This window comes from Pseudomonas sp. TE21435 (assembly GCF_056279265.1).
Genome location: NZ_JBWBQZ010000001.1, coordinates 2,336,015 through 2,360,025 on the forward strand (window position 1 = coordinate 2,336,015; position 24,011 = coordinate 2,360,025).

General features: G+C 66.2%; 19 protein-coding genes. 8 read left to right on the forward strand and 11 right to left on the reverse strand.

Annotated elements, in window-relative coordinates; translation table 11 throughout:
• The first annotated feature begins 2 nt into the window (after window positions 1-2).
• The 8 genes from ACZ9C1_RS10490 (at window position 3) to ACZ9C1_RS10525 (ending at window position 11,718) form a co-directional block, all read left to right on the forward strand.
• Entirely contained in the window at window positions 3-947 is a 945-nt protein-coding gene (locus ACZ9C1_RS10490) for a DUF58 domain-containing protein (protein ID WP_102685379.1), read from the forward strand.
• Window positions 944-1,438 carry a DUF4381 domain-containing protein gene (locus ACZ9C1_RS10495; protein ID WP_476253957.1) on the forward strand — a complete coding sequence of 165 codons (495 nt, stop codon included), beginning with the start codon at window positions 944-946 and terminating at the stop codon, window positions 1,436-1,438. Before ACZ9C1_RS10490 ends, ACZ9C1_RS10495 begins: the two co-directional genes overlap by 4 nt.
• Complete coding sequence (locus tag ACZ9C1_RS10500; protein WP_476253958.1) at window positions 1,431-2,507, forward strand: vWA domain-containing protein; 1,077 nt, start codon at window positions 1,431-1,433, stop codon at window positions 2,505-2,507. The genes ACZ9C1_RS10495 and ACZ9C1_RS10500 overlap by 8 nt, the downstream gene beginning before the upstream one ends.
• Window positions 2,504-4,222 carry a vWA domain-containing protein gene (locus tag ACZ9C1_RS10505; protein ID WP_476253959.1) on the forward strand — a complete coding sequence of 573 codons (1,719 nt, stop codon included), beginning with the start codon at window positions 2,504-2,506 and terminating at the stop codon, window positions 4,220-4,222. Before ACZ9C1_RS10500 ends, ACZ9C1_RS10505 begins: the two co-directional genes overlap by 4 nt.
• Window positions 4,219-5,844 (forward strand): BatD family protein, encoded by a 1,626-nt coding sequence (locus ACZ9C1_RS10510; protein WP_457378946.1) that lies wholly within the window; start codon window positions 4,219-4,221, stop codon window positions 5,842-5,844. Before ACZ9C1_RS10505 ends, ACZ9C1_RS10510 begins: the two co-directional genes overlap by 4 nt.
• Before the next feature lie 404 nt (window positions 5,845-6,248).
• Window positions 6,249-7,487, forward strand: a complete 1,239-nt coding sequence (locus ACZ9C1_RS10515) for an exonuclease SbcCD subunit D C-terminal domain-containing protein (RefSeq protein WP_102685375.1) — start codon at window positions 6,249-6,251, stop codon at window positions 7,485-7,487.
• Entirely contained in the window at window positions 7,484-11,128 is a 3,645-nt protein-coding gene (locus tag ACZ9C1_RS10520) for an AAA family ATPase (RefSeq protein ID WP_476253960.1), read from the forward strand. The genes ACZ9C1_RS10515 and ACZ9C1_RS10520 overlap by 4 nt, the downstream gene beginning before the upstream one ends.
• Window positions 11,125-11,718 (forward strand): glutathione S-transferase, encoded by a 594-nt coding sequence (locus tag ACZ9C1_RS10525; RefSeq protein ID WP_277505139.1) that lies wholly within the window; start codon window positions 11,125-11,127, stop codon window positions 11,716-11,718. Before ACZ9C1_RS10520 ends, ACZ9C1_RS10525 begins: the two co-directional genes overlap by 4 nt.
• A 157-nt stretch (window positions 11,719-11,875) precedes the next feature.
• Here ACZ9C1_RS10525 and ACZ9C1_RS10530 read toward each other — a convergent pair whose 3' ends face one another.
• The 11 genes from ACZ9C1_RS10530 to ACZ9C1_RS10580 form a co-directional block, all read right to left on the reverse strand.
• Entirely contained in the window at window positions 11,876-12,052 is a 177-nt protein-coding gene (locus ACZ9C1_RS10530) for a hypothetical protein (RefSeq protein WP_277505140.1), read from the reverse strand.
• Between the two features lie 231 nt (window positions 12,053-12,283).
• Complete coding sequence (locus ACZ9C1_RS10535) at window positions 12,284-13,414, reverse strand: lactonase family protein (protein ID WP_277505142.1); 1,131 nt, start codon at window positions 13,412-13,414, stop codon at window positions 12,284-12,286.
• The gene (locus ACZ9C1_RS10540; protein WP_258600231.1) at window positions 13,380-13,667 is read right to left on the reverse strand and encodes a DUF5629 family protein; all 288 of its coding nucleotides are present in this window, start codon (window positions 13,665-13,667) and stop codon (window positions 13,380-13,382) included. The genes ACZ9C1_RS10535 and ACZ9C1_RS10540 overlap by 35 nt, the downstream gene beginning before the upstream one ends.
• Before the next feature lie 160 nt (window positions 13,668-13,827).
• Entirely contained in the window at window positions 13,828-16,221 is a 2,394-nt protein-coding gene (locus tag ACZ9C1_RS10545; RefSeq protein ID WP_102685351.1) for an efflux RND transporter permease subunit, read from the reverse strand.
• Window positions 16,218-17,234 carry a WD40/YVTN/BNR-like repeat-containing protein gene (locus tag ACZ9C1_RS10550; RefSeq protein WP_457378931.1) on the reverse strand — a complete coding sequence of 339 codons (1,017 nt, stop codon included), beginning with the start codon at window positions 17,232-17,234 and terminating at the stop codon, window positions 16,218-16,220. Before ACZ9C1_RS10550 ends, ACZ9C1_RS10545 begins: the two co-directional genes overlap by 4 nt.
• 223 nt (window positions 17,235-17,457) lie before the next feature.
• Window positions 17,458-20,115, reverse strand: a complete 2,658-nt coding sequence (pepN, locus tag ACZ9C1_RS10555) for an aminopeptidase N (RefSeq protein ID WP_476253961.1) — start codon at window positions 20,113-20,115, stop codon at window positions 17,458-17,460.
• Between the two features lie 13 nt (window positions 20,116-20,128).
• A complete protein-coding gene (locus ACZ9C1_RS10560; RefSeq protein ID WP_102685348.1) occupies window positions 20,129-20,959 on the reverse strand; it encodes a DUF2797 domain-containing protein in 831 nt (276 codons plus the stop codon).
• Window positions 20,956-21,216 carry a YeaC family protein gene (locus ACZ9C1_RS10565; protein ID WP_011532970.1) on the reverse strand — a complete coding sequence of 87 codons (261 nt, stop codon included), beginning with the start codon at window positions 21,214-21,216 and terminating at the stop codon, window positions 20,956-20,958. Before ACZ9C1_RS10565 ends, ACZ9C1_RS10560 begins: the two co-directional genes overlap by 4 nt.
• Before the next feature lie 13 nt (window positions 21,217-21,229).
• Window positions 21,230-22,114, reverse strand: coding sequence for a rhomboid family intramembrane serine protease (locus ACZ9C1_RS10570; protein WP_476253962.1), 885 nt, complete (start codon window positions 22,112-22,114; stop codon window positions 21,230-21,232).
• Window positions 22,111-23,082 carry a metallophosphoesterase gene (locus tag ACZ9C1_RS10575; protein WP_102685346.1) on the reverse strand — a complete coding sequence of 324 codons (972 nt, stop codon included), beginning with the start codon at window positions 23,080-23,082 and terminating at the stop codon, window positions 22,111-22,113. The genes ACZ9C1_RS10570 and ACZ9C1_RS10575 overlap by 4 nt, the downstream gene beginning before the upstream one ends.
• Window positions 23,082-23,972 (reverse strand): NAD(+) kinase, encoded by an 891-nt coding sequence (locus ACZ9C1_RS10580; protein ID WP_011532967.1) that lies wholly within the window; start codon window positions 23,970-23,972, stop codon window positions 23,082-23,084. Before ACZ9C1_RS10580 ends, ACZ9C1_RS10575 begins: the two co-directional genes overlap by 1 nt.
• Window positions 23,973-24,011 lie beyond the last annotated feature (39 nt).

Consider the following 24,011-nt stretch of genomic DNA (forward strand, 5'->3'; position numbering starts at 1 on the left):
CCATGCCCACCACGCAGCTGGCCGAACCCGGCATCCGCATCGGCCTGGCCGACCTGATCGACATGCGCCACCGCGTGCGCGAGATCCAGCTGTTCTCCCGGCCCGGCCAACGCAGCCCGCTGGTGGGCCTGCACCACTCGAAACTGCGTGGCCGCGGGGTGGACTTCGACCAGGTGCGGGTCTACCAGGCCGGCGACGATGTGCGCAACATCGACTGGCGCGTCACCGCGCGCACCCAGGAGCCGCACACCAAGCTGTTCCATGAAGAGCGCGAACGGCCGATCTTCATCATGGTCGAGCAGAGCCAGCGGCTGTTCTTCGGCTCCGGATTGATGTTCAAGTCGGTGCTGGCCGCCCAGGCCGCTGCCCTGTTCGGCTGGGCCGCGCTGGGCCACAACGACCGTATCGGCGGGCTGGTGTTCGGCGACAACGAGCACCATGAGGTCAAGCCCAGGCGCAGCAAGCAGAGCCTGCTGCAACTGCTCAACCGCCTGGCCAAGATCAACCAGGCCCTGCACACCGAGGCCCAGCCCCAGGCCGACAGCCTGGGCCTTGCCCTGCGCCGGGCGCGAGAGGTACTGCGCCCGGGCAGCCTGGCCATCGTCATCTGCGACGAACGCGCCCTCAGCGCCAGCGTCGAGCAGCACCTGGCCATGCTCTCGCGCCACTGCGACGTGCTTTTGATGCCGGTCAGTGACCCGCTCGACCACGCTCTGCCCGCCGCCGGCCTGCTGCGCTTCGCCCAGCGCGGCGCGCAGCTGGAGCTCGACACCCTCGACGCCAACCTGCGCCAGGCCTACCGCCAGCAGGCCGAGGCGCGCATCGAGCGCTGGGAGCTGCTGGCGCAGAAACTGCGCGTGGTGCTGATGCCGCTGAGCACCCAAAGCGAGATGATCGAGCAGTTGCGTGAGTACCTGAATGCACAGCGCCTGGGAGGCGCGAAATGAACCCGCTGGACCAGCTGCAGCCGCTGATCGCGCCACCCGCCATCGGCCTGTGGCCGCCCGCGCCCGGCTGGTGGCTGCTGCTGGCCATGCTGCCCCTGCTCGGCTGGGGCGCCTGGCGCCTGCGCCACTGGCGCCCGGGCAAGCACAAGGTGGTGCGCGCCGAACTGCCGCTGGACCCGATCCGCATCGAGGCCCTGGCCGAACTGGCGCGCCTGCCGCGTCCCTATGACGGGGCGCCCGCCGGGGCCTGGCTGCAGCAGATCAACGCCCTGCTCAAACGTCTGTGCCGTAATCACTACCCGGGGGCCAACAGCCATACCCTCAATGGCCGGCAATGGCTGGCGTTTCTCGACAACCGCTGCCCGGCCGCCGGCCTGACCCGCTGGATGGTGCTGGTCGAAGGCGCCTACAAGCCCGAGTGCAAGCTCGACGACAAGGCCATCGCCGGGCTCGCCCAGGCGGTCGAAACCTGGATCCGCAAGCATGTTTGAACTGGCCTGGCCGTGGATCTTCCTGCTGTTGACGCTGCCCTGGCTGGCGCGCCTGCTGCTGCCGGCAGCCGACAGCGGCGAACCGGTGCTCAAGGTCGGCTTCCTTGACGAGCTCGAGGGCCTGGCCGGGCGCCGTGCCCGCCTGAACCTGCCAACCTGGCGCCAGCAGGCGCCGTTCATCCTGATCTGGTTGCTGCTGTTGCTGGCCGCGGCGCGCCCGCAATGGCTGGGCGACCCGGTACCGGTCTCGGCCAGCGGCCGCGACCTGCTGGTAGCGGTGGACGTGTCGGGCTCGATGGACTACCCCGACATGCAGTGGAAGGACGACGAGATCAGCCGCCTGGACCTGGTCAAGGCACTGATGGGCGACTTCCTGCAGGACCGCCAGGGCGACCGCGTCGGCCTGATCCTGTTCGGCAGCCAGGCCTACCTGCAGGCCCCGCTGACCTTCGACCGACGCACCGTGCGCACCTTCCTCGACGAAGCGCAGATCGGCATCGCCGGCAAGAACACCGCCATCGGCGACGCCATTGGCCTGGCCGTCAAACGCCTGCGCCAGCGCCCGGCGCAGAGCCGGGTGCTGATCCTGATCACCGACGGCGCCAACAACGGCGGGCAGATCCACCCGCTGACTGCCGCCCGCCTGGCGGCCCAGGAAGGCGTGCGCATCTACACCATTGGCATCGGCGCCAACCCCGAGGCCAGCGGCACGCCGGGGCTGCTGGGGCTGAACCCAAGCCTGGACCTGGACGAAGCCGCGCTCAGGGAGATCGCCGAAATCACGCACGGCAGCTACTTCCGCGCCCACGACGGCGCCGAACTGGGTGCCATCGGCGACACCCTGGACCAGCTCGAGCCAGTGGCCCAGCAGCCGACCCAGGCCCGCACCGCCCATGAGCTGTACGCCTGGCCACTGGCCCTGGCGCTGCTGCTCAGCGTGCTGCTGGTGGTGGCCGTGCAGTGGCCGGACAACCTGCTGCAACGCCTGCTGCGCAAACCGCGCTTCCTGCAGCCCCACCCGGAATGGCGACAGCGCCTCAAACGCCTGCGCCTGAGGAGGCGGCGATGATCGAACTCTGGCCGCAATGGCTGCGCCCGCTCTGGCTGCTGGTACTGCCACTGCTTGGCTGGCTGCTGTTCAAGCTCTGGCACCGGCGCAAACGCGCCGGACGCTGGCAGTTGATCCTGCCGCAGCCGTTTCACGCGGTACTGCTCGGCGGCGGCAGCGGCAGCACCAGCAAGCTGCCGTGGATCGCCCTGGGCGTGGCCTGGCTGCTGATCGTCCTGGCCCTGCTCGGCCCCAGCTGGCAACGCCTCGAGGAAACGCGCCAGCGCCCGGCCGACCCGCTGGTGATCCTGCTCGAACTGACGCCGCAGATGCTCGCCGAGGACAGCGCGCCGAACCGCCTGGAGCAGGCCAGACGCAAGGTCCTCGACCTGCTCGATCACCGTCGCGACAGCCAGACCGCGTTGATCGTCTATGCCGGCAGCGCCCACACCCTGGTGCCGTTGTCCGATGACCTCGGCACCACGCGCAACCTGCTCGAGGCCGTCGACCCGACAATCATGCCGCAGCCCGGCCAGCGCGCCGACCTGGCCGTGCGCAAGGGCCTGGCCCTGCTGGCCCAGAGCGGCCTGGGCCAAGGCCGCCTGCTGCTGATCGGCGCGTCGCTGAGCGAGCTTGAGCGCGAAGGCATACGCCAGGCCCTTGGCCGCCAGGGCCCGAGCCTGCTGATGCTGGGCGTCGGCAGCGCCGAGGGCGCGCCAGTGCGCCAGGCCAATGGCGAGTACCTCAAGGACGACCAGGGCGGCATCCTTTTGCCGCGCCTGGACAGCGCCTCGCTGAAGTCCTTCATCGGCTCGACCGGCGGGCGCTATCGCCATGCCCGCATCGACGACCTCGACCTGCGCGGCCTGGGCCTGTTCGACAACCCACGCTTGCTGCACAACGATGGCCAGACCCTGCAACTGGACAGCTGGGCCGACCAGGGCTACTGGCTATTGCTGCCCTTGCTGCTGCTCGCCGCCTGCGCCGGCCGGCGTGGCTGGCTGTTCTGCCTCCCCCTGCTGCTGGCCCTGCCGCAGCCAAGCCAGGCCTTCGAGTTCAACGACCTGTGGCTGCGCCCCGACCAGCAAGGCCAGCGCCTGCTGGAACGGCAACGCCCCGCCGAGGCCGCTCGGCACTTCGCCGACAGCCAGTGGCGCGGCATGGCCCTGTACCAGGCCGGCGACTTCGAAGGCGCCGCCGCCGCGTTCGCCCAGGCCGGCACGGCAGCCGCCCACTACAATCGAGGTAACGCCCTGGCCCGCGCCGGCGAACTGGAAGCGGCGCTGGACGCTTACGAACAGGCACTGGAGCGTCAACCCGACCTGAAAGCGGCGCTGGACAACCAGGCCCTGGTCCAGCAACTGTTGCAACAGCGCCAGGCCAAGGCCGAGGAACAGCCGAACAACGCCGATGCCCGGGACACGCCCGGCAACGAGACCGAAGGCAACAGCAGCTCGACCAGCAGCCAGGCCCAGGGCACGCCGGACAGCGACAACCCGACACAAGGCCAGCAGAACGGTGACAGCCAGGGCAACTCCCAGGCCCCGTCCGGCACTGCCGGCGGCGATGACGACAGCATCACCCAGCCGCCCCAGCGGCCGCTCTCCACCAGCCTCGACGCCGAACAGCGCCAGGCCCTGGAACAATGGTTGCGGGAGATCCCCGATAATCCGGCGGAACTGCTGCGGCGCAAATTCTGGTATGAACAGCAATTGCATCAGGAAACCCCACGATGAGTCGCTTCGGCGTCTTTCTCCTAGGCCTGTTGTGGAGCCTCGCGGCCCAGGCCGAACCGACCCTGCAGGCCAGTGTCGACCGCACGCGCCTCGAGGCCGGCGAAACCCTGGAGCTCACCCTCGAGAGCCAGGACGTGACCCAGTTCGGCAAGCCCGACCTGCGCACCCTTGAGCCCGACTTCGAGGTCCGTGGCACGCGCCAGCTCAACAGCCTGCACACCCTCGACGGCGAGACCCGCGCCAGCACCCGCTGGATCATCACCCTGCTGCCCCGGCGCAGCGGCAGCCTGCGCATCCCCGAGCTGCAACTGGGCCAGTCACGCAGCCAGGCCATCGAGCTGCAGGTGCAGCAGGCCGACAGCCAGCGCCCGGACGCAGCGTCGCAAGTGTTCGTCGAGGCCACCCTGGACAGCAGCGCGGTCTATGTCCAAGCCCAGGCCGTGCTGACCCTGCGCATCTACCATTCGGTGGCGCTGTACGACGACAGCAACCTCAGCCCGCTGCAACTGGAGAACGCCAAGGTCGACCCGCTGGGCGAGTCGCGCACCTACGAGAAAGAAATCAACGGCGTGCGCCATGGGGTGATCGAGACCCGCTACGCCATCTACCCCCAGCAAAGCGGCAACCTTGACGTGCCGCCGCTGCGCTTCACCGCCACCGCAGCCGACAATGGCGAGCAACCCGCCGGCACGCCAAGGGTCGGTCGCCAGGTGCAGGTCAGTTCGCTGCCGTTGCGCCTGACGGTCAAGCCCATCCCGGCCGGCTACCCGGCCGACCGCCCCTGGCTGCCGGCACGCAGCCTGACCCTTGAAGAACACTGGAACCCCGACCCGAACAACCAGCCGACGCAGATCGGCGACTCGTTGACCCGCAACATCAGCGTGCGCGCCGAAGGCCTTTCAAGCACCCAACTGCCGCCGTTGCCGGCCACCGAGGCAATCGGCCTGCGCCGCTACCCCGACCAGCCGTTGCTGCGCAACGAGATCGGCGAGCGCGGCATGGTCGCCAACCGCGAGGAACGCGAGGCACTGGTGCCAACCCACAGCGGCGAACTGGCCTTGGCGGCGCTGGAGGTGACCTGGTGGAACACCCGCGAGGACCACCTGGAGCACAGCAGCCTGCCGGCACGCACCCTGAACGTGCAGGACAATCCGGCGCTCAGCGCCGACACCCCGGCCGGCGACAGTAACATGGCCCCAGGCCTGCTCTGGCCCTGGCAACTGGCGACGTTGGTGCTGGCGCTGACTACCCTGCTCGGTTTCACCCTGTGGTGGCGCGCCCGTTCGCAACCGGCGGTACTGCGGGCGGCGCAGACTGGCCCGAGCCCACGCACGCTGCTCGACGACCTCAAGCGCGCCTGCCAGGCCAACGACCCGCAGGCCACCCGCCAGGCGCTGGACGCCTGGGCGCGACAGCAGCCGGAAACCCTGGCCGAGATGGCGGCGCGTTTCGTGCCGTTGTCCGATGCGCTGGATGGGTTGAACGGTGCGTTGTACAGCGAGAGCGGCCAGTATTGGCATGGCGACGAGCTGTGGCGGGCGATCGGTGCCATACCGCCGGCCGAGCAGGTGCTGGCGCCAACGGGTGAGGCCAGTAGCTTGCCACCGCTGTATCCCAAGTAGCCAAGCATGCCTTGAGCCTTGAAGCGCTTTCGAGATCGAGCGCCGCCCGCGCGGCGCATCGCGGATGAATCCGCTCCTACATTTGTTGCAGCGTGACCATGCCTGATAGGCCATGGTTGTAAGCCTTGTGCTCTCGACGCGATTTTTCAGTGGGCATTGCCGGCGCCCCACCTGTCTTGCGCCCTGCGCCAAGGCTGGCAACCATGGCCTGACAGGTTCGGTACGTTGCAACGAATGTAGGAGCGGATTCATCCGCGATGCGCCGCGCGGGCGGCGCTCGATCTCACAGGCGCTGCGACTCTTTCGCCAGACACAGGTGGGACGACACTCGGTGCTTACCTCCCGATGAGTTACCATACCGCCCGAATCCAAACGCCCCCTGCCGCTTACCCTACGGATCTTCCATGCGTCTGTTTCACACCTCCGACTGGCACCTGGGCCAGAGCCTGCACGGCCAGGAACGCGACTTCGAACACGCCTGCTTCCTCGACTGGCTGCTCGGCCAGTTGCGCTTGCGCCAGCCCGACGCGCTGCTGATCGCAGGCGACATCTTCGACACCGTCAATCCGCCGGTCAAAGCCCAGGAGCGCCTCTACGACTTCATCGTCCAGGCCCACGAGCAACAGCCCAAGCTGGATATCGTGATGATTGCTGGCAACCACGACTCCGGCTCGCGCATCGAGCTGCCGGCGCCACTGATGCGCCGCCTGCGCACCCACGCCCTGGGCCGCGTGCACTGGCTCGACGAAGGCCAGCTGGACGCCGAGCGCCTGCTGATCCCGCTGACCAACGCCCGCGGCAAGGTCGGCGCCTGGTGCCTGGCCCTGCCCTTCCTGCGTCCCGCCGAAGTCACCGGGCCGGCGCTGGGTGACGACTACCTGCAGGGCATCACTCAGGTCCACGAGCAGTTGATCGCGGCGGCGCAGAAGAAACGCAAGAAGGACCAGGCGCTGGTCGCCATCAGCCATGCGCACATGGCCGGCGGCAGCATCTCGGAAGACTCCGAACGCAGCCTGATCATCGGCAATGCCGAGGCGCTGCCAGCGCGGCTGTTCGACAAGGCCATCAGCTATGTCGCCCTGGGTCATCTGCACAAGCCGCAGAAGGTCAACCGCGAGGATCGCATCCGCTACAGCGGCGCGCCGATCCCGCTGTCGTTCGCCGAGATCAACTACCCGCACCAGGTGCTGGAAGTGGAGCTGGAGGGCACCGACCTGATCAGCGTCGAGCCGCGCCCGGTGCCGCGTGCCGTGGCCCTGCAGCGGGTCGGCCCGGCACCGCTGGGCGAGTTGCTCGGACAACTGGGGCAGTTGCCGGTGATCGACCTGCTCGAGGACCCCAACCGCCAACCCTGGCTGGAGGTGCGGGTAAGCCTGGACGAGCCGCAGCCCGACCTGCGCCAGCAGATCGAGACAGCCCTGCAGGGCAAGGCTGTGCGCCTGGTGCGCATCAGCGCCGAGTATGCCGGCGTCGGGCGCCAGGAGGAGGATGAACAAGCCTTTGTCGAACTGGCGCAGCTGACCCCGCAGGACCTGTTCGGCCGTGCCTGGCAGCAACAGTACGGCAACCCCGCCGACGAGCAGGCCCTGGCCGACTTTGCCGAGCTGCTGCAGGACGTGCTGCAAGAAGAGGAACGACCATGAAGATTCTCGCCATCCGCCTGAAGAACCTGGCCTCCCTTGCCGGCCCCCTCGACATCGACTTCACCGCCGAGCCCCTGGCCAGCGCCGGCTTGTTCGCCATCACCGGGCCGACCGGAGCCGGCAAGAGCACGCTGCTCGACGCCTTGTGCCTGGCCCTGTTCGGCAACGTGCCACGGCTGAATGATATCGCCCGGGAAGCCAAGGTGCCGGATGCCGACAGCGAGATCCCCACCTCCGATCCACGCAACCTGCTACGCCGAGGTACCGGCAGCGGCTTTGCCGAAGTGGATTTCATCGGCATCGACGGCTGCCGCTACCGTGCCCGCTGGGAAGCCAACCGCGCCCGCGAGAAAGCCACCGGCAAGCTGCAGAACAGCCGCCAGAGCCTCTACGACCTGGACAGCGAGCAGTTGCTGGGTAGTGGCAAGAACGAATACAAGCAACTGGTCGAGGCTCGCCTGGGCCTGAACTTCGAGCAGTTCACACGTGCAGTGATGCTCGCCCAGAGCGAGTTCGGCGCGTTCCTCAAGGCCGACGACCGTGAGCGCAGCGAGTTGCTGGAAAAGCTCACCAATACGGCGATCTACACCCGCCTCGGCCAGCGCGCGTTCAGCAAGGCTCGGGAAACCGGCGAGGTTCACAACGACCTGAAGAGACAGGCCGAGCACCTGCTGCCGATGGACGCCGAAGCCCGCGCCACCCTCGACCAGGAACTGGAACAGGCCCAGCAACAGTTCAAGGCCGAGCAGGCGCGCCAGCGCCTGCTCGAGCAACAGCGCACCTGGTTCGAAGAACAGCAGCGCCTGCAAGTCCAGCACCATGAGGCCGGCACTGCCCTGCAAGCCGCCGAGCAGGCGTGGCAGCAACTGGCCGAGCAGCGCGTCGACCTGCAACGCCTGGAGCGCCTGGCGCCCCAGCGCCACCAATTCCATCGCCAACAGCACCTGGCCGCGCAACTGGCCCCGGTGCAGGCGGATATCGACCAGCAACAACGCCAGCAAAGCGATCTGCAGCAAAATATCGACACACAGCAGCAGGCCCTCGAGGCAGCCCGCCAGCACCTGGCCCGGCAGCAAGCCCTGCAAGGCGACAATGCACCGCGCCTGCGCCAGGCCTTCGCCGCTCAAGGTGACATCGCACGTCTGGACAAAGACCTCGCCGCGCAGCGCGAAGCCTGTAACCAGGCCGAGCAGGAGGCCAGCGCAGGACAGCAGCAACTGCAACAGCTGGAAGACCATCAGCAGCGCAGCCAGCAGCAGTTGTCGCAGATCGATGCCGCCCTGGCCGAAAGCCAGCACCTGGGCGGCCTCGCCGACGCCTGGCAGGCCTATCTGCCGCAACTCAAGCAGGTCATGCTGATCGGCGGCCGCCTGGCCAAGGGCCGCGAAGAGCTGCCCGGGCTGCAGGCCCAGGCCAGCCAGGCCAACGCCCAACTGCAAGCGCAACGCGAGCATTTCGAACTGCTGTTCCGCGAAGCCGGTGCCGAACCCCATGCGTTGGCCGAGCAGGTCGATCTGCTCGGCGCCATGCTTCAGGACAACCGCAAGCAACAGCGCGCCGTCGAAGAGCTGAGCCGCCTGCATGGCCGCGAGCAGGAACTGCGCCAGGCCCTCGCCGCCCTGCGTGAACGCCAGCAGCAAGCCATGCAGCGGCGCCAGCAACTGATCGGCGAAGGCACCGCGGCCAAGGCCGAGCTGGAAAGCGCAGAGCAAGCGCTGACCCTCACCCGTCAATTGCTCGAACGCCAGCGCCTGGCGCGCAACACCAGCGTCGAGGAGCTGCGCGCACAACTGCGCGACGGCGAGCCTTGCCCGGTCTGCGGTAGCGCCGAACACCCGTTCCACCAGCCCGAAGCGCTGTTGCACAGCCTTGGTCGGCACGACCAGGCCGAGGAAGAGGCGGCGCACAAGCAAGTCGAGCAGCTCAATGGCAAGCTGGTGGAACTGCGCACCGAACTGGGCGTGGTCAATGCCCAGCTCAAGGATTACCAGCAACAGCAGCAGCAGCTCGGCGAGCAGTTGCAACCTGTGATCGAACAGGTCCAGGCCCACGCCCTGTGGCCGGCACTTGCCCCGCAGGACGACGCTGCCCGCGGCAAGTGGCTCGATGGCCAGTTACGTCGACTCGGCGAGGAAATCGAGCGCGACGAGAAACGCCAGGGCGCCCTGCTCACCTTGCAAAAGGATGCCGCGCGCCTCACCCAGCAATTGCAGACCGCAGGCGAAGCCCAGCAACAGGCGCAGCGTCACCTCGACCAGCAACACCAGGCCCTGGCCGCCGACGCCCAGCAATTGGAACAAAGCCTCGACGGCTTGGACAGCGTGCTGCCCCAGGATATTCTCCAGGCCCTGCGCGACGACCCGTCCAACGCTTTCATCAGCCTCGACCAGCAGATCGCCCAGCGCCGTCAGCAGCTCGACCTGCGCAAGGACGAGCAGGAAGAGAAACAGGCCCGTCAAGTCCAGCTCGACAAGCTGCGCGACCAGCAACAGGCACGCCTGCAAGGGCAGCAGCAACTGCAACAGAAACTCGCCGCGCTGGACGAGCAACACCAGCAGGCCCGCGCCACCCTGGGCGAGCTGCTCGGTGAACAGCCCAGCGCCGAAGCCTGGCAAAAGTACATGGACACCCAGCTGGAACAGGCGCGCAGCGCCGAGGCCGACTGCGCCCAGAAACTGCAAGCGCTGCACACCCAAAGCGTGCAGCTGGCCGCCGACCTCAAGGCCAACCAGCAGCGCCAACAGGCCCTGGAACAGGAGCATCAGCAGTTGCAGGGCGAGATCGCCCACTGGCGCAGCGCGCACCCTGAGCTGGACGATGCCGGCCTTGACCGCCTGCTGGCCATCGACGATGCCCAGCTCGGTGAACTGCGTCAGCACCTGCAAACCGCGGAGAAGTCCATCGAGCAGGGCCGCGTGCTGCTTCAGGAGCGTGAACAACGCCTGCAGCAGCATGCCAGCCAGGCCCACGGCGAGTTGCCGGTGGAAGAGCTGGAGCAAGCGCTAAGCGAGCTCCAGCAGCAGTTGGCTGTTCAAGAACAAAGCTGCGCCGAGCTACGCGCGCGCCAGGCCGACGACCAGCGCCGCCAGCACGCCAGCCAGGCCCTGGCCGAGCAGATCGAGCAGGCTTACCAGCAATGGCAGCGCTGGGCGCGGCTGAATGCGCTGATCGGCTCAGCCTCCGGCGATGTGTTCCGCAAGATCGCCCAGGGCTACAACCTCGACCTGCTGCTGCACCACGCCAACAGCCAGCTGCGCCAGTTGGCCAAACGCTACCGCCTCAAGCGTGGCGGCAGCGCCCTGGGCCTGCTGGTGCTGGACACCGAGATGGGCGACGAGCTGCGCTCGGTGCACTCGCTGTCGGGTGGCGAAACCTTCCTGGTCTCACTGGCCCTGGCTCTGGGCCTGGCGTCGATGGCCTCGAGCACCCTGCGCATCGAATCGCTGTTCATCGACGAAGGTTTCGGCAGCCTCGACCCCGAGTCGCTGCAACTGGCCATGGACGCCCTTGATGGCCTGCAGGCCCAGGGCCGCAAGGTGGCGGTAATCTCCCACGTGCAGGAGATGCACGAGCGCATCCCGGTGCAGATCAAGGTGCGCCGCCAGGGCAACGGCCTGAGCGATGTCGAGGTGTGCGGGTGATCCTCTACTCGTTCCGCCGCTGCCCCTGGGCCATGCGCGCACGCCTGGCGCTGCGCTACGCCGGGTGCGAGGTGCAGGTGGTCGAGGTAAAGATGAAGGAAAAGCCCGCCGCACTGCTGGCACTGTCGCCCAAGGGCACGGTGCCGGTGCTCGATAGCGGGAATGGCGTACTGGAGGAAAGCCTCGACATCATGCGCTGGGCGCTCGACCGACACGACCCCGATGACTGGCGCCTGCTGGCCGACCCGGCGGCGGCGCGCCAGGCCGAAGCGCTGATCGCCCGCAACGACAGCACGTTCAAGGCGCAGGTGAACCTGTACAAATATGCCGAGCGCTATCCAGAGTATTCCCGGGCCCATTACCGCACCCAGGCCGAACCCTGGCTGGCCGAGCTGGAAAGCCTGCTCGAAAACCGGCCTTGGCTGTTGGCCGACCACCCGTGCCTGGCCGACGCCGCCTTGCTGCCCTTGATGCGCCAGTTTGCCGGGGTCGAACCGCAATGGTTCGCCGAGGCGGCTTATCCGCGGCTGCGGAGCTGGTTGCAGGGCTGGCTGGAATCGGCGCTGTTCAAGGCCGTGATGGCCAAGTGAGACAGCGTGTCGCTCAGAGCGCCAGAATCGGCGCGGACATCAACAACAGCACAACCGCCGTGATACGCCACATCATGCTCTGCCCCTTTGGCGAGTCAAAAATTTAGCGTCAAATTAAATCACATGGCTTTGTGCTATTACCAATGCCTTTACACACTCAATTGGAGTGCTTGCTCAAGGCAGCATGGAAATGCGCGCTTTGTTGCAGGTACTTCTGGGTGTAGCTGTGGGTGCTCGACGCCTTCGCGTGCTGCTCCGCCTGGGCATGGGCTGGCAGAACGACGGAGGCGGAGATGGCGGAGGCGGCGATGAGTGGGAAGAGATTGAAGTTCATGCTGGCAGACCTCGACTTCGGTGGTTGACGTTGGCCCGTCGGGGCCTTGGTTCAAAACTTACGCCGATAGGTCCGCCTGTAAAAATTCATTACGGCAGTAGCCATTATCATGGCTATTGATAATCAAGGCGTGAGGGCAACAACGTGGGAGCGGGCTTGCCCCGCGATCGCAGGGCCGGCCTCATCGCGGGGCAAGCCCGCTCCCACGCCGGAGGTTTTCAGCCCCTGCCATTATTCGAGGAACTTGAGGTCCGAAGGCGCCTGCTGCGCCAACTTCTGCACGGTGTCCCCCAGCTTGCCGCTGCGCGGATCGCGGCGCATGACCACGATCTGGTTGCTCTTCTGGTTCGCCACCAGCAGGTAGTTGCCACTGGGGTCGAGCGCGAATTCGCGGGGATGGTCGCCCTCCACCGACCGGCGCTGCACCAGTCTCAGTTGGCCGTCGTCCTTGCCTACCGCATACGCCACGATCTCGTTGGCGGTGCCGCGATTGCTGACATAGAGGAAGCGGCCATCGGCCGACAGGTGCAGCCCGCCCGCGGCCCTGGCCGCTGCATCCTTGCTGTCGGTCAGCGGCACGCGCTGGCGCTCGGTCAGAGCACCGTCCTGCACATCGAATACCACCACCTCGGCGCTCATCTCCAGCGTCAGGTAGGCATGCCGGCCCTTGGCGTCGAACAGCAGATGGCGCGGGCCACTGCCCGGTGGCAACGCCACCGACGGCGGAATCGCCGGGCTCAGTGGATGCTCGGGGCTGGCACCGTCGTAGCGGTAGATGAACACCTTGTCCGCGCCCAGGTCGCAGGCATACAGGTGGCGGCCATCGGGCGACAGCACCAGCGAATGCACATGGGCACCGGCCTGGCGCTCGGGGTCGACCTTGCTTGGCGTGTGCCGGGCCTGCTGTACCACCGGCTTGAGCTTACCGTCCCTGGCCACCGGGATCACCACCAGGCTGCCACCGGGGTCGGGAGCGACGGCGTAGTTGGCGACGAACAGGTAGCGCTGGTCATGGCTCAGGCTGGCGTGAGTCGGCTCGTCGCCCTGGCTGGGCACCTGGTTCAGCAGCTTGATCTCGCCCTTGCCGTCCAGCGAGAAGCTGCTGACATTGCCCTTGGGCGTTTCATTGACGGCGAACAGCTGGCGCTGGTCTGCAGACAGCACTAGCCACGAGGGGCTGACACTCTTGACCACCTGCCGGGGCTTGGCGTCGATCTGGCCAGTGCGAGCGTTGAAGTCGTAGCGGTAGATCCCTTCGCTGCCGTTGTCGGTGTAGCTGCCCACCAGCAACGTGGCGGCCTGGGCGTTGACTGACAAAGCCATGAGGCTAGCGGTCAGCAGGCGTGTCCATTTCCTGTTCATCGTCTTCTTCATCCGGGGCACGAAAGGCACTCATACAGACTAGACGATGCTCGCCTTCATCAGTGGCCAGGCTCCAGTCGTCGCCCGCGCCGGTGGCGGCGGCGATCTGCTCGGGGGTGAAGGTCCAGCGGCGCAATTGGCGCCCGTCCATGCATTCGATGGTGAGACCGGATTCGTCGAGGGTGAAGTCGAAGGCGTGCAGGCCGTCGATCAGGAGCATGTCGCAGGCTGCGAGGGCAGTGGCGAGGGTCATGGGGATATCCGGGAAATTGGGCAGTCATTATAGCCATGGGGCTGCTCCGCAGCCCAATCGCCGGCAAGCCGGCTCCCACAAAGATCGCGCCATCTTCAAGGCCAGCGCATACCTGTGGGCTTGCCGGCGATTGGGCCGCGCAGCGGCCCCTTGCTGAGGATCAATGGGCGAAGATCGACCCGCCCTCCTTGCCCGCCAATTTCTCTGGCTTGATCAGGAACCGCGCCAGCGCCGGCAGCAGCCACAGGGCGCCGAACATGTTCCACAGCAGCATGAAGGTCAGCATCAAGCCCATGTCGGCCTGGAACTTGATCGCCGAGAAGATCCAGGTGCACACGCCGATGGCCAGGCACAGGCCGGTGAACAGCACCGCCTTGCCGGTGGAGCGCAGGGTCTCGTAGTAGGCCTCCTGCAAAGGCAGGCCGGCGCGCAGGAAGCTCTCCAGGCGGCTGTAGATGTAGATGCCGTAGTCCACGCCGATGCCCACGCCCAGCGCCACCACCGGCAGCGTGGCGACCTTCACGCCAATGCCCATGAAGGCCATCAGCGCGTTGCCCAGTACCGAAGTCAGCACCAGCGGCAGGACGATGCACAAGGTCGCGGCGAACGAGCGGAAGGTGATCATGCACATTACCGCCACGCAGATGTACACGAGGATCAGGATGGTCAGCTCGGCCGACTTGATCACCTCGTTGGTGGCGGCCTCGATGCCAGCATTACCCGCCGCCAGGAGGAACTGCAGGCCGTCCTTGCTGTGGCTGTCGGCGAAGGCCTTGGCCGCGGCGGTGACCCGCTCCAGCGTCTCGGCCTTGTGGTCGTTGAGGAATACCAGCACCGGTGCCAGCGAGCAGTCGGCGTTGTACAGGCCGTCGGCCCGGGCAATGGAGTTGTTGAGGATATCCGGGTTGCGCGACAGGGTTTCCCATTTCAGGCTGCCCTCGTTCATGCCCTTGATGACCTGCTTGGAAACGGTCACCAGGGAGATGGTCGACTGCACCCCCGGGGTGTTGTCCATGGTCCACATCAACTCGTCGATCGGCGCCATGGTCGAGTGGATCGAACAGCTCTCGGCCGGGGTCTTGACCATGATCACCAGCACATCGGAACTGGTCGAGTAATTGCTGATGATGAAGCTGTTGTCCTGGTTGTAGCGCGAGTCCGGGCGCAGCTCCGGCGCGCCCTGGTCGAGGTCGCCGATCTTCAGGTTCTGGCTGTACCAGAGGCCGCCGCCGAAGGCCAGCAGCGCCAGCACCACCGATACCGGCGCCACCTTGGGGCTGGCGAAGTTGGACAGCAGGCGCCAGAACGGATGCTCGCGGGTCGCATCCTTCTTGCTGCGGGCGATGGCCTTCTGGCTGATGCCGACGTAGCTGATCGCCACCGGCAGCAGGATCAGGTTGGTGAACACGATCACCGCCACACCGATCGAGGCGCCGATGGCCAGCTCGCGGATCACCCCGATGTCGATGATCAGCAGGGTGATGAAGCCCACGGCGTCGGCGAGGATGGCGATCATCCCCGGCAGGAACAACTGGCGGAACGTGCGCCGCGCTGCGGTCAGGGCGTTGTCGGCGTCGCTGGACTGCAGGGCGATGCCGTTGATCTTCTGCACGCCATGAGAGATACCGATGGCGAAGATCAGGAACGGCACCAGCATCGAGTACGGGTCCAGGCCGAAGCCCACCGCATGCATCAGCCCCAGCTGCCAGACCACCGCCACCAGGGTGGTGATGAGCACGGCGATGGTGCTGCGGATGCACCAGGTGAACCAGTACAGCAGCGCCCAGGTGATCACCAGCGCCACGCCGAAGAACATCGCCACCATCACCAGCCCGTCGATCAGGTCACCGACCTTCTTCGCGAAACCGACGATGTGAATCTTCACGTTGGGGTTCTGTGCCTGGAACTTGTCGCGGATCTTCTCTTCCAGCTGGTGGGAGAACTGCTGGTAGTCGAGCTTGACCTGGCGCCCCGGATCCTGCGGGTCGGGATGGTTCTCCAGCAGCGGGATGTCGATGATGCTGGATTTGAAATTGTTGGCCACCAGGCGCCCCACCTGGCCTGACTTGAGCACGTTGTCGCGCAGGGTGTCGAGGCTGTCCTGGGAGCCATTGTAGGTATTGGGGATCACCTCGCCGCCGGAGAAGCCCTCTTCGGTGACCTCGCTCCAGCGCACGCTCGGGCTCCACAGCGACTTCAGCCCGGCGCGGTCGACGCCGGGGATGTAGAACACCTCGTCATGGATCTGGCGCAGTGTCTCCATGTAGTCTTTGTCGAAGATGTCGCCATTGACCGCCTCCACCGAGACGCGCACGGTGTTGCCGAGGTTGGCCAGGTCGTTGCGGTGCTCCATCATCTGCTCGATGAACGGATGCTGCAGCGGGATCATCTTCTCGAAACTGGTGGACGGGCGGATCTGTGTGGCCTGCCAGAACAGGAAAACGCTCACCAGCAGGCAGATGGCGATGACCACGGGGCGGTTGTTGAAAATCAGGCGTTCCAGCAGGGTGGCCTTGTCCTTGTGCTGCATGTCGAAGCTCTCCCGGCTGGTCATGGACGCACCTCCTGGGTACCGTCGGCCGAGGCCAGGTGCACGCCCCCTTGCCCGACCAGCAACAGGCCGCCACCGCCCAGGCCACTCACACCCGACAGGGCGATGCGGTCGGCGCGGTTGCGCACACTGAAGGTCTGCCCGTCGTCATGGCTGCGCAGCACGCTGCCGCTATTGCCAACCAGCACCAGGCTGCCGTCCTCGAGAAGCGTAGCGCTTGCCAGGCCGAATTCGAGCGGACCGCGTTCGGCCTTGAGCTCGACTGGCTGCCAGCTGTCGCCGAAATCGGTGGAGCGGAACAGGTTGCCGCGCAGGCCGTAGGCCAACAGCGTGTTGGACTGGGTGGTACCGATCACACCGAACAGCGAGCCCTCGTAGGGGCCCTGCACCGTTGTCCAGCTCTGGCCGGCATCGCTGGAACGGAACATGCTGCCCTGCTCGCCGACGATGAACAGGCCAGCGTCCTTCACCTGGGTAATGGCGTTGAGGTGAAGCTGGTCGGGGTTGTCCAGGCGCTCGGCGACGTCCTGCCAGTGCTGGCCGCCATCGGTGGTCTCCAGCAGCGCGCCATAGGCGCCCACGGCAAAGCCATGCTGCGCGTCGATGAAGCGCACGTCGAGCAAGGGCGCTTCGCGGGACAGGTCTTCGAACTGCTTGCTCCAGGTCGCGCCGCCGTCGTTGCTGGCGAGGATCTGGGCGTCATGGCCGACCGCCCAGCCGCGCTTGTCGTCGAGGAAGAACACCGCGGTAAGCAGTTGCCGGGTGGGCACCCGGGCCTGGGTCCAGGTCTTGCCCTGGTCGTCGGAGAACAGGATATGGCCGCGATCGCCGACCACCACCAGGCGCTGGCCGGCGTGGGTGGCGCCGATCAACAGGCTCTGGCTGGCCTTGGCCGACTCCACCGAGTATTCCTCGGCGGCCACCGCCGCCTCGGCATTGCCGGCGCCGATGCCCAGTACCAGTGCCAGCATCGCGCCTGCCGCCAGCTTGCGGCGTGGCGTTGTCCGCTCTCTCATGACTGCCCCCTGTTGTGTTCTTGTGGTGGGTCAATCTATTGCCAGGCACTGCCGAAACCCCTGGTCCAGAGGCCTGGAATAGCTTCTGGCCATCGTATCGGGCTTGTCCGACAGAAAACAACGAGCGGGACGTTATGTTTTGTTAACCGTCAAACGCATCGCGGGGCAAGTCGGAGCGGCGATGCGGCGACCCGACTTGCCCCGCGATAGCGTTGGACCAGGCTTACGCCAAGCTCTTGCTCACCACCTCGTACACATCGCTGGACAGCGCACCGGACGCGAGGATCCGCTCCAGCTCACCCTTCATCAGCACCTGACGCTGGTCGTCATACTTGCGCCAGCGGGTCAGCGGCGCCAATTGGCGCGAGGCGATCTGCGGGTTCAGCGCATTGAGCTCGATCACCAGATCCGCCAGGAAGCGATACCCCGAACCGTCAGCGGCATGGAAATTGACCAGGTTCTGCCCGGCGAAACCACCGATCAGCGCGCGCACCTTGTTCGGGTTCTTCAGGGTGAAGGCCGGGTGCTGCATCAATGCCTTGACCCGCGCCAGGCCGCCCGGCAGGGTGCTGGCCGCCTGCACGCTGAACCACTGGTCCATGACCAGCGGGTTGTCCTTGAAGTGCTCGGCGAAGGCGTCCAGGGCCTTGGCGCGCTCGGCCTCGAACGGCGAGTTGACCAGCACCGCCAGGGCGGTGAGACGCTCGGTCATGTTGTCGCAGTGCTCGTACTGCTCCAGGGTCGCCTCGAGCACCTGCGGCTTGCCGCTGAGCATCAGGTACGACAGGGCGATGTTCTGCAGGCTGCGGCGGGCGAAGTGCTCGGCCGAGGCCACGTAGGCGGTCTTGCGCGAGACCTCGCGGTTGGCCTGGTAGCGCGCCCACAGCGCATCGAACAGCTGCTCGGCGATCTGCCGGCGGGCAAACTCGCGGGCGGCGTGGATGGCATCCACGTCGGCCACCTGGCTGATCTCGGTGAGGTAGGCCTCGCCCGGCAGCGAGAGCATCTCGGCGACCATGGCCGGGTCCAGCGACTCGTTGCCAATCACAGTGCCCAAGGCAGTAATCAGGCGCTGGTCGAGACACAGTGCTTCGCCACGCTGGTGCTGGCCGATCAGCTCCTGTAGCACCTGCACGGCCAACTGCTGCCCCGCTTCCCAGCGGTTGAAGCCGTCGCTGTCGTGTTGCATGAGGAACATCAGCTGATCGCGGTCGTAGGGGAAGCTCAGCTTGACCGGTGCGCTGAAGCCGCGCAGCAGCGACGGCAGCGGCTGGCTGGCAATACCTTCGAAGGTGAAGGTCTGCTCGGCTTCGGTCACCGACAGCACGCGGCTGGTGCCAGCGGCGGCGCTTTCGCCGGCCAGGCGCAACGGCAGGTCGTTACCTTGGGCATCCAGCAGGCCCAGCGCCACCGGGATCACGAACGGCAGTTTCTCAACCTGCCCCGGTGTCGGCGGGCAGCTCTGGCGGAAGCTCAGGCTGTAGCGCTGCGCGGCAGCGTCATAGGCCTCGCTGACCTCCAGGCGCGGGGTGCCGGCCTGGGTATACCAGCGCTTGAACTGGGTCAGGTCGACGCCGTTGGCGTCTTCCATGGCCTTGATGAAGTCGTCGGTGGTAACCGCCTGGCCATCATGGCGCTCGAAGTACAGGTCGCTACCCTTGCGGAAGCCCTCGGCCCCCAGCAGGGTGTGGACCATGCCGACCACCTCGGCGCCCTTCTCGTACACCGTCAGGGTGTAGAAGTTGGAGATCTCGATGAAGCTGTCCGGGCGGATCGGGTGGGCCATGGGGCCGGCGTCTTCGGCGAACTGGTGGGTGCGCAGGTAGGCGACGTCCTCGATGCGCTTGACCGTGCGCGAGTTCATGTCGGCGCTGAACTCGGCATCGCGGAACACCGTGAAGCCTTCCTTGAGCGACAGCTGGAACCAGTCGCGGCAGGTCACGCGGTTGCCCGACCAGTTGTGGAAGTACTCGTGGGCCACCACGCCCTCGACCCGTTGGTGGGCGGCGTCGGTGGCGGTCTCGGCGCGGGCCAGCACGCAGCTCGAGTTGAAGATGTTCAGGCCCTTGTTTTCCATGGCGCCCATGTTGAAGTCATTGACCGCGACGATCATGAAGATGTCCAGGTCATATTCACGGCCATAGACTTCCTCGTCCCAGCGCATGGACTTCTTCAGGCTGACCATGGCGTGGTCGCACTTGTCGAGGTTTTCTTCCTCGACATAGATACGCAGGGTCACCTCGCGGCCGGACTGGCGGGTGAACTCGCTCTCGACGCACCACAGGTCACCGGCTACCAGGGCAAACAGGTAGGCCGGCTTCTTGAACGGGTCTTCCCAGGTCGCCCAGTGGCGGCCATCCTCACCCGGGCCACTGCCCACCGGGTTGCCGTTCGACAGCAGCACCGGATAGCGATGCTGCTCGGCGATCACCGTGGTGGTGAAGGTGCTCATCACGTCCGGGCGGTCGAGGTAGTAGGTGATCTTGCGGAAGCCCTCGGCCTCGCACTGGGTGCAGAACATCTTGCCGGACTTGTACAGGCCTTCCAGTGCGGTGTTGCTCTCCGGGTGGATCTTCACGCTGGTGTCCAGGGTGAAGCGTTCGCCCTTGGGCTGCACGGTGAGGCTGTCGTCATCGAGCTGGTAGTCGCCAGCGGCCAGCGCCTGGTCGTCCAACTGCACGCTCAGCAGCTCCAGGTGCTGGCCATCGAGCACCAGCGGCGGCAGGCCGGCGCCGCGCTCGGGGTTGCGGCGCATGACCAGTTGCGCATGGACCAGGCTGTGGTCCTCGAACAGTTCGAAGGTCAGGTGGGTCTCGTCGATCAGGTACTCGGGGGCCTGATAGTCCTTGAGGTAGATCACTTGCGGTTGTTCGGTACGCATGGTGACGATCCTTTTACTGGAGCACGGCCAGCTGGTAGGCCGTGTACTTGCGAATGTTGATCACGCCGGTGTCGAAGATCAGGTACTGGCCCTTGATGCCCAGCAGCGTGCCTTCCACGACGGGATCCTTGTCGAGGTTGAAGCTGACGATCTTTTTCGGGTAGGCCTCGACCGGGTAGCGCATCTGCACCACCTCGGCGTCGGGCAGCGGCTGGATGGCCTGCAGGCCGAAGCGCTCCTGCAGCCCACGGATACCGTCTGCGCAGGCGTCGAAGATCTGCTCGCGGATGGCCGGCAGGTCGAGCACCTCGGCGTCGCCTTTGAGCAGCGCGCGCCAGTTGGTGCGGTCCGGCACCTGGCTGCGCAGCACATCCTCGACCAGCCCGGATTGCTGGCGGGTGGCCACGCGCATGATCGGCAGCGCCTGGCTGGCGCCCTGGTCGAGCCAGCGGGTGGGCAGCTGGGTGGCTCGGGTGATGCCGACCTTGATGCCCGACGAGTTGGCCAGGTACACCACGTGGTCGGTCATGCAGAATTGCTCGCCCCACGACGGCTCGCGGCAGGTGCCGGCATCGTAGTGGCAGCGTTCCGGGGCCATGATGCACACATCGCACTGGGCCAGCTTGGTCATGCACGGATAGCAGTAGCCCTGGCTGAAGCTGGTCTTGGTGCGTTTGCCGCAATGGCTGCAGTGGATCGCGCCGAGGTACTCCAGGCGGATCGACTGGCCGATCAGCGGGTTGACCGGCACCTCGGTGTCATCCAGGCGGAAACTGTATTGAACGACCGGTGCGTCCAGGCGCACCGCCATCTTGCTCAGAGAGCCACGAGCGAGTTCGATCAATGTACCGAGTCCGACTTGAAGAGGATGTTGGCGATCGGCGCCGACTTCGAGGCGCATTCCTGCGGGCCCATGTAGCCGGTGCGCTGCTCTTCGGGGAGGTTCTTCATTTCCCAGGCGATCACCGCCTGCAGCGACAGCTCCTTCTGCTCAGCGGTCAGCTTGCGGCCGTCGGACCATTTGCCGATCTCCACGGCCGTCTTCAGGCTCTCGTAGATCTCGGGGGTGATGTTTTCGATCATTTGCGCGAACGTGGACATGCTGTCTCCTCAGTCAGGCGGTCAGTTTACGCCTCGCCAGCGCGCCACCCAAGAGCCCCGTCAGGCATCCGATGAGCAACCCGCCGACATGGGCGGCGTTGGCGATCTGGCCGAAGCCGAGCTGGCCGACCACGCCGCTCAGGCAGATCACCAGCCAGATCAGCATCATCACCAGCACGCCCTTGGGCAGGTTGAACTGCGGGTTCGGCGCCAGCCACTGGTACAGCCAGACATGCCCGAGCAAGCCGTAGAGCACGCCAGACAGCCCGCCGAACAGGCTCGGCCCGCTGGTGAAATGCTGAGCCAGGTTGGACACCAGACTGAACAACAGTGTCAGCCCCAGCAACATCCACGGCCCCTGGCGCAGCTCAATGCGCTTGCCCAGCTCCCAGTACCACAGGCCGTTCATGGCCAGGTGCAGCACGCCGAAGTGCAGCAGCATCGGCGACACCAGTCGCCACCACTGGCCTTCGGCGAGGCCCTGGAGCAAGGGGGTGAAGTACAGGTAGTCGCCCTGCACCTTGAACGACAGGAAGGTGAACCAGCCGATGGTCGAGAGGTTGTCACCCAGGCCGGTCACCCCGGCGACCACCAGGCTCAGGATCAGTACCGCGGCGGTGACCTTGCAGGCCAGGGCCTGTTCCTTCAACGAAGGCGCCGCCGGGGCGGTCGGCATGCCAGCGGCCACAGGTTCGGGCATGGCTTCAAGGTCGGCATTGCCCTCAGGGAAGCGCCGATAGAGTTCCAGTACGTCGTGGGCCATGGCCGGCGGCGCCCAGAGCACCTGTTCCTCGCCCTCCTCCACCACCCGGTGCGGCACCTGCAGACGACGCAGCAGGGCGACGAAACCGCTGAGATCGACCGCCAGCGGCAGGCGCAGCACTTCGACCACGTTCATTGGCTGGCCTGCGGGCGGTCGACATCGACCCAGACAAACTTGTGCGGGTCGATGCGGGTCTCGTCGTCCAGACGGTAGGCCGCGAGCTTGCCGTAGAGCACGGCGCTGTAGTCCAGGCAGGCCAGGTTGTCGCGGATCGGCGCGGGCCGGCCACTGCGCCAGTAATGGCCGACGAACAGCAACGGTTCGTCCTCGGCATAGCGCAGCAGGGCGTTCTTCTGGCTGTGGCTGAGCGGCGTGCGGGCCACCTCGTCGGGTAGCGCATCGGGCTGGAAGACGATGTCGCCGTAGGTCTGCGGGTCCTCTTCCCAGAACTTGGTGCGGAAGAAGGCGCGGGTCAGGCCGTCGCCGCCGGTCAGGGTCAGGCCGTCCGGCAGGCGCATGTCGGTGCCGCGCAGCAGGCGGTTGCACACTGTCGAGGCGAAGCTGCCGGACACTGCCGAGGCCTGCACGAAGTGCTCGTCGATGCAGCCCGTGGGGTACTGCTGACGCAACGGCTCGATCAGCCGTGGGTCCCAGCAGGCATGCACAAGGCGGAAGCGACCTGCGTCGACGAACAACGGCAGCTCATAGAACCACTGGATGAAATCGTGCCAGTCGCCGGGGTGCTGGGCGAACTGGGTAAGGGTCTCGTCGATCAGCCGGGCATGGCGCGGGGTATGGTCGCGCACGAAGGCCTTGCCACTGCCCGGCAACGCCGGAGTGACCCAGCCCAGGGCGTTGTACTCATGGTTGCCCATGATGCAGAACGCCTGGCCGGCCTCGACCATGTCATGAACGATGTGCAGCGCCTCGCGGATGCGTGGGCCACGGTCGACGATGTCGCCCAGAAACAACGCCTGGCGCCGCGGATGCCGCCAGACCCCGCCGATGCGCTTGTAGCCGAGGGCGTCGAGCAAGCGTTCGAGGGTGAGCGCGCAACCGTGCACGTCACCGATGATGTCGAAACTGCGCGCCGGATCGAGCATCAGTCGTCCCTGCCGCCCAGGCGGCTGCCCCAGCCGAGCTTAGTGCGGCAGACCTCGTAGTAGTTGTGGTCCAGCGGGTGGATCAGGCGCAGTTTCTGCGGTTTCTTGCTCACGGTGATGGTGTCGCCCGGGGCACAGGTGAAGTGGTTCTGGCCGTCGCAGGAGACTTGCGGGTAAATCTGCAAGTCCTTGGACACGACGATCTTCAGCTCGCTGTTGCCGTCTACCACGATCGGCCGGCCGGACAACGTATGCGGGTACATTGGCACGATGACGATGGCATCCAGCTTGGGGTGCATGATCGGGCCGCCGGCGGACAGCGCGTAGGCGGTGGAGCCGGTCGGGGTGGCAACGATCAGGCCGTCGGCCTTCTGGCTGCAGACGAACTGGCCGTCGATGTAGATCTCGAACTCGATCATCCGCGTCGACTTGCCCGGGTGCAGCACCACGTCGTTGAGCGCGTCGCCCTGGCCGATGGCCTCGTTGTGACGACGCACCTCGGCCTGCAGCAGGAAACGGTTCTCCACCAGGTAATGGCCGTCGAGCACCTCGGCGACCTTCTCCTCCAGCTCGTCGGGGCGGATATCGGTGAGGAAACCCAGGTTACCTCGGTTAATCCCCAGCACCGGGATGTTGTGACGGGCCAGGGCACGGGCGGCGCCGAGCAGGCTGCCGTCGCCGCCAACCACGATGACCAGGTCGCAGACCTCGCCCAGCAGCTTGCGCGTGGAGGTCTGCAGGCCGTGGCCGGGCAGGACTTCGGCAATGGTGTCCTCGAGAATCACGTGCAGGTGGCGCTCGAGGAGGAATTTTTTCAGTCGGCGAATGGTGTCGAGCACCTGGGAGCTGCCAAGGCGTCCGATGATACCGATATTGCGAAATTGCTCCATGGTGCTCCTGCAAGGCTCTGCGGCGGGGTGACAATGCCG